Annotated in this window: 6 protein-coding genes; all 6 read left to right on the forward strand. The window is 64.0% G+C overall.

What is annotated here, in order from left to right:
* A partial coding sequence (locus JWQ61_RS14285; RefSeq protein WP_304361109.1) for a TonB-dependent siderophore receptor occupies positions 1-2,145 on the forward strand: 2,145 nt, incomplete at its 5' end.
* Between the two features lie 30 nt (positions 2,146-2,175).
* Positions 2,176-3,762 (forward strand): flavin monoamine oxidase family protein, encoded by a 1,587-nt coding sequence (locus JWQ61_RS14290; RefSeq protein ID WP_304361110.1) that lies wholly within the window; start codon positions 2,176-2,178, stop codon positions 3,760-3,762.
* 11 nt (positions 3,763-3,773) lie between these two features.
* The gene (locus JWQ61_RS14295; protein ID WP_304361111.1) at positions 3,774-4,199 is read left to right on the forward strand and encodes a cytochrome c; all 426 of its coding nucleotides are present in this window, start codon (positions 3,774-3,776) and stop codon (positions 4,197-4,199) included.
* Positions 4,200-4,241: 42 nt separating this feature from the next.
* On the forward strand, positions 4,242-5,198 hold the full coding sequence (locus tag JWQ61_RS14300) for an ABC transporter substrate-binding protein (protein WP_304361112.1): 957 nt from the start codon (positions 4,242-4,244) through the stop codon (positions 5,196-5,198).
* Positions 5,199-5,423: 225 nt separating this feature from the next.
* Positions 5,424-7,970 (forward strand): TonB-dependent siderophore receptor, encoded by a 2,547-nt coding sequence (locus tag JWQ61_RS14305; protein ID WP_304361113.1) that lies wholly within the window; start codon positions 5,424-5,426, stop codon positions 7,968-7,970.
* The coding region (locus JWQ61_RS14310; protein WP_304361114.1) for an ABC transporter substrate-binding protein at positions 7,960-8,938 on the forward strand (979 nt) is incomplete at its 3' end. The genes JWQ61_RS14305 and JWQ61_RS14310, both read left to right, overlap by 11 nt.

Genomic DNA, 8,938 nt, shown 5'->3' on the forward strand with positions numbered 1-8,938 from the left:
GACCTGCGCGATGCGCTGGTCAAGCTGTCGCCCTCGATCACGCGGCAAGCGGTCGGCGCCGACGCCGCCAACCTGACCAGCGCCCTCACCATGCGCGGCCTCAGCCCTAACCATGTGCTGGTGCTGGTCAACGGCAAACGCCGCCATACCTCGGCCAATATCACTGCCGACTCCGGGCCGCAGCAGGGATCGACGCCGGTCGACATCGACCTGATCCCGGTCAGCGCAGTCGACCACATCGAAATCCTGCGCGACGGCGCCGCTGCGCAATACGGCTCGGATGCAATCGCCGGCGTCATCAACATCATCCTCAAATCGTCCAGCCGCGGCGGCGGCGCCAGCACCAGCGCCGGCCAGTACAATGCCGGCGACGGCCTGAACTACGGCGCCGCGGCCGATATCGGCACCGAACTGGGCCGCGACGGCTTCCTGCACCTGAGCGCCGAGTACCGCAAGCAGGAGCATACCAATCGCGGCGGCCTCGACAGCCGCACCGGCACCAAGGTCAACAAGATCCTCGGCGATCCGCAAATCGAGCGCGCATCGGTCGCCTTCAATGCCGGTTATGCGCTGAACAACGATGTCGAACTGTACAGCTTTGGCACCTACGCGCATCGCACCAGCGCCAGCTACCAGAACTACCGGCTGCCGTCGGTCTTGCCGGCGCTGTATCCGAACGGCTTCACGCCGCAGGAAACCAGCAGCGAGAACGATTATTCGCTGACCGGCGGCGCCCGCGGCGACCATCTCGGGGCCTGGCATTGGGACCTGAGCTCCACCTACGGCGGCGACGACATCGATATCGGCATGCGCGATTCCGCCAACACCAGCCTGTTCGCTGCCACCGGCGGCACGCCGACCGGTTTCCACCTGGCGCAATACAAGAATTTCCAATGGACCAATAACCTGGAGCTGGGGCGGCCGCTCGATCTCGGTTTCCTGCCGGCCCCGCTGAATGTCTCGCTCGGCGCCGAGCACCGGCAGGAGACGTATGAAGTCGGCGCCGGCGACGCCGCTTCGTCGTTCGGCAGCGGCGCTCAGGCCTTGCCGGGCCTGGGCGCGCTCAGCGTCGGCAAGTTCTCGCGCAACGTGCTGGCCAGCTACCTGGATGTATCGACCAAACTGACGCCGCAATGGGAAATCGACCTGGCCGGCCGTTTCGAGCATTACAGCGATGCCGGCAACACCACCAACGGCAAGTTCTCGACGCGTTATGAACTCGATCCGCGCCTGGCCGTGCGCGCCACCGTCAGCACCGGCTTCCGGGCGCCGTCGCTGGCGCAGGAGTACTACACCAGCCTGGCGGTATCGCCGACCAGCGCCACCGGCTTGCTGGGCGTGAATTCGGCCGCCGCCAAAAGCCTGGGAGCGCAGCCGCTGAAGCCGGAAAAATCGACCAGCTTCAACCTCGGCATCGTCGCCGAGCCGATCGACAAGCTGAGCGTCACGGTCGACGCCTACCAGATCGGCATCAAGGACCGTATCGTGCAAGGCGGCAGCTATTCCGGCCAGACCGCGATCGACGCCCTGACATCCTCCGGCCTCAACCTGCCGTCCGGCCTGACTTCGGTGCAAGCCAGCTATTTCGCCAACGGCGTCGATACCCGCACCCGCGGCGTCGACATCGTCGCCGCCTACAAGACCAGCCTGCTGGAATGGGGCCGCATAGACTGGGATCTCGGCGCCAACTTCAACCAGACCAGCGTCACCAGGGTGGCGCGCGACGCCAACGGCAATATCCTGCTGAACGCGCAGCAGATCGGCTACCTGACCAGCGCCACCCCCCGCAACAAGCTGATCCTGGGCGGCGTCTGGAGCAAGGACAAATGGGGCGCCAGCCTGCACCTGACGCGGTTCGGCAAGACTTCCACCGAAGCCACCTACTACACCGGCCCGAACGCATTCTCGACCACCACCTTCAACCACATCGAGAACACGCCCAAGTTCATCACCGACCTCGAAGTCCGCTACGCATTCACCGGTAATTTTCAGGTGGCGCTGGGCGCCAACAACCTGTTTAATATCTATCCAACCAAGCTGCCTGAGGAAAACCGCTACCTGGGCGTATCGCAGTACAACATCTACTCTTCCCAGATCGGCGTCAACGGCGGCTTTTATTATCTGAGAGCCAACTACAAGTTCTGATTCCTGCACAACCCGAGGGCGATATAAAACATGCAAAACACTATCAGCAGGCGTCAGTTGTTATCCCTGGTCGGCAAGGCGGCGGGCGGCGCCGCCATGTACCAGGCCATGAGCAGCCTTGGTTTCGCCGCCCAGTCCACCTATAGCGGACCGCTGCAGCTGCAAGGCGCTCCGAAGGACACCACGATCCTGGTCTTGGGCGCCGGCATCGCCGGACTGGTGGCGGCCTACGAGCTGCGCCAGGCCGGCTACCAGGTCAAGGTGCTGGAATATAACAAGCGCGCCGGCGGCCGCTCCTGGACCTTGCGCGGCGGCGACGAATACACCGAACTGGGCGGCGCCAGGCAGCGCTGCGAATTCGACCAGGGCCACTACCTCAATCCCGGCCCCTGGCGCATCCCCTACAACCACCACGCCGTGCTGGACTACGCCAAGCGCCTCGGCGTGCCGCTGGAACCCTTCATCCAGATCAACTACAACGCCTACCTGCACGCGAAAAAAGCCTATGGCGGCAAGCCGCAGCGTTATCGCCAGGTGCAGGCCGACTATCACGGCTACGTGGCGGAACTGCTGGGCAAGGCGGTCAACAAGAACCAGCTCGACGCGCCCCTGACGCGCGAAGACCAGGAAAGACTGCTGGAGTCGCTGAAGAGCTGGGGTGCGCTCGACAAGGATTACCGCTACCTGTCCAGCCCGCTCAGCAGCGACCGCCGCGGCTACGACGTCAGCCACGGCGGTGGCCTGATGCCCGCCTCGGCGCCATCCAAGCCGCTGGAACTCAAGGAATTGCTGCAATCGGGCCTGTGGCAGAAGCTGGCGATCGGCAGCGTGCAGGAATTCCAGAGTTCTATCTTCCAGCCGGTCGGCGGCATGGACCAGATAGTGCAGGCGCTGTACCGCCAGGTGCGCGACCTGGTGCAGCTCAACGCCAAGGTCAGCAAGATCGAGCAAAGCGCAGGCGGCGTCACCGTTACCTATAGCGACACCGATGGCGACGGCTCGCCGCGGCAAGTCAAGGGCGACTGGCTGCTGTGCACCATCCCGCTGTCGATCCTGAGCCAGATCGAGATCGATGCCGGCCAGCCGCTGCAAGACGCGATACGCGCCGTGCCATATGAAAATTCGGTGAAAGTCGGCCTGCAGTTCAAGCGCCGTTTCTGGGAACAGGATGAGCATATCTATGGCGGCATCAGCTATACCGACCAGGCGATCTCTACCATCGGCTATCCCTCGACCGGTTTCGGCCATCCCGGCAAAGGCGTCTTGCTGGGTGCTTACATCTGGGGACCGAATGCCTACGAGTTCGGCGCCCTGCCGCCGCAGCAACGGGTGCAACTGGCGCTGCAGCAAGGAGCGCAGCTGCATCCGCAGTATCCGGCGGAATTCGAGAACGGCATCGCGGTCAGCTGGAACCGGGTGCCCTTCATCAACGGCTGCTTCGGCGCCTGGACCGATGAAATGCGGGCGCAGCACTACAACAACCTGTGCCAGATCGACGGCCGCATCGCACTGGCCGGCGAACATGCCTCCTACATTCCAGCCTGGCAGGAAGGCGCGGTGCTGTCGTCGCTGGACGCCATCAGCCGCCTGCATGCGCGCATCAAATCCAAGGTCTGAACCGGAAAATCATGAAAAAAGACAAACCACAAACGGCATGGCGACTAGCGCAAGTCGCATTTTTTTGCCTCTTCGCCGGCACAACGCTGCAGGCCCTTGCCGCCAGCGACGCCAGCGATGTCCCCCTGTCCGACGGCTGGCGCTTCGCCGAACAGGACGGCGAGAGCCTGTATCGCGCCAGTTGCCAGGGTTGCCACATGGCCAAGGGCGAAGGCGCGGCAGGCGCCGGCCGCTTCCCGGCGCTGGCCGACAATCCGCGTCTGGCCAGCGCCGCCTATCCGGTCTACAACGTGCTGCACGGCTTGCACGGCATGCCCAGCTTTGGCAAGTACATGAGCGATGAACAGGTGGCGGCGGTGGTGAACTACACCCGCACCCACCTGGGCAACCACTATCTCGACGCGGTAACGACGGAGGATGTGAAGAAACTGCGTTGAAATGAACCGCTCCCCATTTTGTTTACCAGCCTGAAAGTAGATATGAACATTTCATTCATCCGCCCTCCGGCGTTGATGCGCTCGATACTGGCCGCGGCCGTTGCGCTGGCATGCCACTCCGCGCTGCACGCGGCCGACACTCCGGTTTTGCGGGTAGGCGACCAGCGCCAAGGAACGCGCGGTATCCTCGAAGCTTCCGGTTTGCTGAAGGACTTGCCTTACCGCATCGAGTGGGCCGATTTCCCGGCGGCGCAACCGCTGGGCGAAGCCCTCAACGCCGGCGTCATCGATACCGGCGCCCTCGGCGATGCGCCGCTGATCTTCGCCCTGGCCGCCGGCGCCAAGGCGCGCGCGGTGAGCGTCTCGAAGCTGCAGTCGGACGGCCTGGCGATCGTCGCCGGCGCCAATTCGACGGTGACCGACGTCGCCAGCCTGAAAGGCCGGCGCATCGCCACCACGCGCGGCTCGATCGGCCACTTCCTGGTGATCGTCGCCCTGCAGAAGGCCGGGCTCAAGACCAGCGACGTCAACCTGCTGTTCCTCAATCCGTCCGACGCCAAGGCGGCGCTGGCAGCCGGCGCGATCGACGCATGGTCGACCTGGGATCCGTATGTCGCCATCGAAGAACTGCACGATCATGCCAAGGTCGTTGTCAACGCCGTCGGCTTGCGCGATTCATACACTTACCAGGCCGCCACCGACGACGCCATCCGCAACAAGCGCGCCATCCTGGCGGATTTCCTGCAGCGCGTGGCCGACGGCCAGCGCTGGGCGCTGGCCCATCCGCAGCAGGTGGCTGAAGCGCAGGCGCGCATCACCGGCTTGCCGAAAGAAGTGCTGACCTACGTCTATGCCCGCGCTAAGCTGCATCCGGTGCCGATAGACGCCGCCGTGATGCGGGCCCAGCAGCATACCGCCGACGTCTACGAAAGCGCCGGCGTGATCCCACGCCATCTTGACGTCGCTCCCAGCTTCGACACCAGCTTCAAACTGAAATAGCGAAAATTGAAATAACCCATTCGGGCGGGCATTTTCATTATGCTCAATTTTCATATTTTATTATTATAAATAATTCGTTTTGTAATAATCAGACTCCCCCTATCATCACTTCACGATAGCAGCCGGCATCACGCCGGCGCTGCCTTCAAGCACAAGCCCGGACACAGGGCGCACTCCAGAAGACATCGCGCGGCCATATCAATATCAACCACACAGGGGAGTTTCATGCGGTCATTGCATCAACACAAGCGCCGGCGGGTACGCAGCTTGTCTTTCGCCACATTGCTGTCGGCCGGCCTCGCCAGCAGCTACGGCCTGGCGCATGCGCAACAGGAATCCGGCAGCGACGGCAGCAAAAAGACCGCTACCAGCATCGGCCAGGTGCAAGACGTGGTGGTCACCACCGGCGTGCGCGGCGAACAGCGCACGGTGGCCGACAGCCCGGCTCCGATCGATGTCATCAACGGCGAGCAATTGCAGCATACCGGCCGCGCCGAACTGAGCGAAGCGCTGGCGCGCCTGCTGCCGTCATTCAATTTCGGCACCAACATCGCCGGCGTCAATTCGGTGATCCGCCCGGTCAGCAACCGCGGCCTGGGCCCGGCTTACACCCTGGTGCTGGTGAACGGCAAACGGCGCCACAATTCGGCGCTGCTGACCAACGGCGGCGGCGACAGCAGCGGCGTCAACGCAGTCGATCTCGACACCATCCCCCTGTCCGCCGTCGATCACATCGAAGTATTGAAAGACAGCGCCGCCGCCCAGTACGGTTCCGATGCCGTGGCAGGTGTAGTCAACGTGGTCTTGAAGAGCGCCAGCCACGGCGGCAGCATCAGCGTCGATTACGGCAGCCTGTATGGCGGCAGCGGCGACCTGACCAACCGCAAAGTGGCGGGCGATGCCGGTTTCGAACTACCCAACGGCGGCTTCATCCATTTCAGCGCCGACGCCCGCAAGCGCGGCCAGTCCTGGTGGAACCTGCCGGCCACCAACACCAATGTGTATTCGCCTGCCAGCAATCCCAAGAACGCCAGCTGGAACCGCGACGGCGCGCACAACGGCGATCCCGGCGTCGAAGCCTACAACATCGCCTATAACGCAGAACTGCCGCTGAACAACGGCGTCACCTTGTATTCGTTCGCCACCGGCGGCACCAGCAACGTCGTCGCCGGCAACAACTTCCGCCGCCCGAACGGCCTGGCCACCATCTCGCAGATCTACCCGGACGGCTATTTCGCGCTGAACAATGCCAGTTCCTACGATTTCCAGGCGACCGCCGGCGCCAAAGGCAAGTTCGACGGCTGGAACTGGGACCTGAGCAGCGGCTACGGCAAGAATCACGTGCGCCAGTACAGCAACCTGACCATCAATCCTTCGCTGGGGCCGGCCTCGCCGACCAGTTTCGATGAACTGGCCACTTTCCAGTTCGAGCAATGGACCACCAACGCCGATTTCACCAAGGCCTTCAACCTCGGCCTGGCCAAACCGGTGCAGCTGTCCTGGGGCCTGGAACAGCGCAGCGAACGTTTCTCCACCTACGCCGGCGATCCGCTCGGTTATATCAACGGCGGCTATATTTTCAAGCCCGGCGACCAGGCCGGCGATCCGAATGTCGGCAGCCCGGCTTCGGTGGGCGCCCAGGGTGCGATCGCGCTGGCGCCGCAAGATGCCGCCAATATCCGCCGCAACGTGCAGGCGGTTTACGCCGACGCCGGTTTTTATCCGACCGACAAATGGTTTGTCGACGTCGCCGTGCGCGGCGAGCATTATGACGACAGCGCCGGCAACACCGTCAGCGGCAAGCTCAATTCGCGCTATGACCTGACGCCGCAGATTGCGGTGCGCGGCACCGTCGGCTCCGGCTTCCGCGCGCCGTCGCTGACGCAGATCGGCTATGCCCAGACCGACAACCGCACCAACATCAACCCGGTCACCGGCGCGGTCGGTCCCAGCCTGTCGAAACTGCTGCTCAACGATTCGGCGCTGGCGCGTGCGCTCGGCGCGCAGGACCTGAAACCGGAAAAATCGATCAACTTCGGCCTCGGCGTGGTCCTGAAACCGACCGACAATCTCAACATCACGCTGGATGCCTACCAGATCACGATCAAGGACCGGATTATCCGCACCGGCTACCTGTTCGGCCCGGCGCTGTCGCCGCTGCTGCAGTCGTATGGCCTGACCGGCAGTGAATGGGTGCAGTATTTCGCCAACGGCGTCGATACCCGCACCCGCGGCCTCGACCTGGTGGCCGACACCACCACCGATTTCGGCCGCCTCGGCGTCGTGCGCTGGAACGCCGCGCTCAACTGGAACCGCACCGACATCACCAGCATCAAGGCGACCCCGGCCCAGCTGAGCGGACTCGGCGCCAATCCCGGCGGCAGCCTGACCTGGTTCGGCTACTCGGCCGGCGGCGGCATCGGCGAACTGACCTCGGCCCAGCCGCGCACCAAGCTGATCCTGGGCGGACGCTGGCTAGTGCGGGATTTCGACATCAACCTGCAGACCACCCGCTACGACTCCTACCTGTGGCGCACCACGCCGACCCTGTCCTACAAGTTCGGCGCCAAGTGGATCACCGATCTCGACGTCACCTATGCGCTGACCAAGTCCATCAAGCTGACCGTGGGCGCGGCCAACCTGTTCGATGTCAGGCCCGACAAGAACGGTCCCGGCGACGCCAGCACCGGCGCTTCCAGCTTCTACTACGGTCCGTCGCCGTTTGCGCCGACCGGCGGTTTCTACTATGCCAAGGCTACTTATGAGTTCTAAACACGCGTCGCTTGCCGGTTTGCTTCTGCTGGCCGCCCTGGCCTGCGCCGGCTGCGGCAGGCAGCCAACGCCGGCAGTCCAGTCCGGTCCGCCCGATCTCAGCAAGGTCACGCTGGTGCTTGGCGACCAGGTCAATTTCACGCGCACCAAGGCCGAAGCCGCCGGCGTGCTGGAAGGCGTGCCTTACAAGATCGAATGGGCCAGTTTCCAGGGCGCGGCGCCGCTGTTCGAAGCGGTGCGCTCAGGCGATGTCGATACTGCACCTGCCGCCGATACGCCGGTGCTGGCGGCAGCCGCCGGCGGCGCGCCGATCAAGCTGGTGGCGGCGGCCGTGTCGCCGACCGCACCCACCGGCGTCGCCATACTGGTGCCGCCCGGTTCGCCGATCAAGAACGTGGCAGACCTCAAAGGCCGTTCTGTCATCGTCTCTTCGGCACGTGGCAGCGTGGCGCAATACGTCTTGTTCGGCGCCCTGCGCGAGGCCGGCCTGACCGAGCATGACCTGACCATCGGTTTCATGCTGCCAGGCGATGCCTCGGTAGCTTTCTCGTCCGGCAAGATCGAAGCCTGGGCCACTTTCGGCACTTACCAGGCGTCGGCCGAACTGCACGGCGCCCGCGTGCTGCGCGACGGCGTCGGCATCTATAGCGGCACCGGCCTCATCGCCGCCTCCGACAAGGCGCTGGCCGATCCCGGCAAACGCGCCGCGCTGGCCGACGTGCTGCAACGGCTGGCGCGCGCCAACGAATGGGTGGTAGACCATCCCGCCGAATACGCCAAGGTGTTCGCCAAGCTGACCGGCCTGCCGGACGACGTGGTGGCGCTGGTGCTGAAACGCGAGCATCCGAAACTGGTGCCGGTCGACGCGCAGATCACCGCGCAGCTGCAAAAGATCGCCGACACCTTTTATGAAGCCAAGCTGTTCCCGATCCGGGTCGACGCCGCCAAGCTGGCCGATACCCGGGTTT

Origin of the sequence: Collimonas fungivorans (genome assembly GCF_028292705.1) — a bacterium.
GTDB lineage: Bacteria > Pseudomonadota > Gammaproteobacteria > Burkholderiales > Burkholderiaceae_D > Collimonas > Collimonas fungivorans_B.

Bases quoted from the DNA above. Each gene is read 5' to 3' on its own strand.
- JWQ61_RS14295 (WP_304361111.1), top strand. From the start codon at position 3,774: ATGAAAAAAGACAAACCACAAACGGCATGGCGACTAGCGCAAGTCGCA.
- JWQ61_RS14300 (WP_304361112.1), top strand. From the start codon at position 4,242: ATGAACATTTCATTCATCCGCCCTCCGGCGTTGATGCGCTCGATACTG.
- JWQ61_RS14305 (WP_304361113.1), top strand. From the start codon at position 5,424: ATGCGGTCATTGCATCAACACAAGCGCCGGCGGGTACGCAGCTTGTCT.
- JWQ61_RS14290 (WP_304361110.1), top strand. From the start codon at position 2,176: ATGCAAAACACTATCAGCAGGCGTCAGTTGTTATCCCTGGTCGGCAAG.